We start from the raw sequence: 676 nt of genomic DNA, 5'->3' as shown, positions 1-676 counted from the left end.
CGATCTGCTGTCGAATCCGTTCCTGAGCCCGCTGTCTCCGATCAGCCCGATCTCGGTGTGGGGTGACACCAGCTCTTCGTTCAGTGGCAGCAGCTATGCGTCGAGCGATTCCGGTTCGAGTTCGGTATCGGACACGTGTTCCAGCTCTTCGCATTCGTCGTACTCGGATTCGAGTTCAAGCAGCTACGATTCGTCCTCCAGTTCTTCGTTCGACTGCGGGTCGAGCAGCAGCGGGAGCGACTGGTGAGCAATATCTATCGAGATGAGCTGGACAGCATCCAGCAGGCACAGGAACGGCTGCGCACACGCCTGCGACTTCTACAGGAAAGCTGCCCACACACGAATGCCGAGAAGAAGTACGACGGCAGCACCGGTAACTGGTGCAAGGCTGATGATTGCTACTGGATCGACTTTCACTGTCCCGATTGCGATAAACGCTGGAGAATTGATCAATGAAGACGCTGGTAGACCTGCTGATGGAACAAGAACGGCTGCTGGATGGGCCTGATGCTCGCGACCTGCTGGAATTCACAGACAAGCTGTTGACCGAAATCCGGGAACGCGATCGTGTCATCAGCGAGCTTAAAACACAGCTGACGGTGGCCGAGGCCCGGGCCGGTGGCGCGATTTCGCTAGCCTCGTGGCAGACAGCTGTGGAACACGCGCGAGCAACAGG

At 57.5% G+C, this 676-nt stretch carries 3 protein-coding genes; all 3 read left to right on the top strand.

The window, feature by feature from the left end:
• The first annotated feature begins 62 nt into the window (after nt 1–62).
• Nucleotides 63–266 (top strand): hypothetical protein, encoded by a 204-nt coding sequence (locus tag AC1RPU_RS07690; protein ID WP_289874009.1) that lies wholly within the window; start codon nt 63–65, stop codon nt 264–266.
• A gap of 77 nt (nt 267–343) precedes the next feature.
• The gene (locus AC1RPU_RS07685; protein WP_281106390.1) at nt 344–508 is read left to right on the top strand and encodes a hypothetical protein; all 165 of its coding nucleotides are present in this window, start codon (nt 344–346) and stop codon (nt 506–508) included.
• Nucleotides 453–676: hypothetical protein (locus AC1RPU_RS07680; protein ID WP_481769594.1), on the top strand; the 224-nt coding region annotated here is incomplete at its 3' end. The genes AC1RPU_RS07685 and AC1RPU_RS07680, both read left to right, overlap by 56 nt.

This window comes from Dellaglioa sp. CoH-55-MRSF-7, from assembly GCF_056782235.1.
This window is presented reverse-complemented; position numbering and strand designations above follow the sequence as displayed.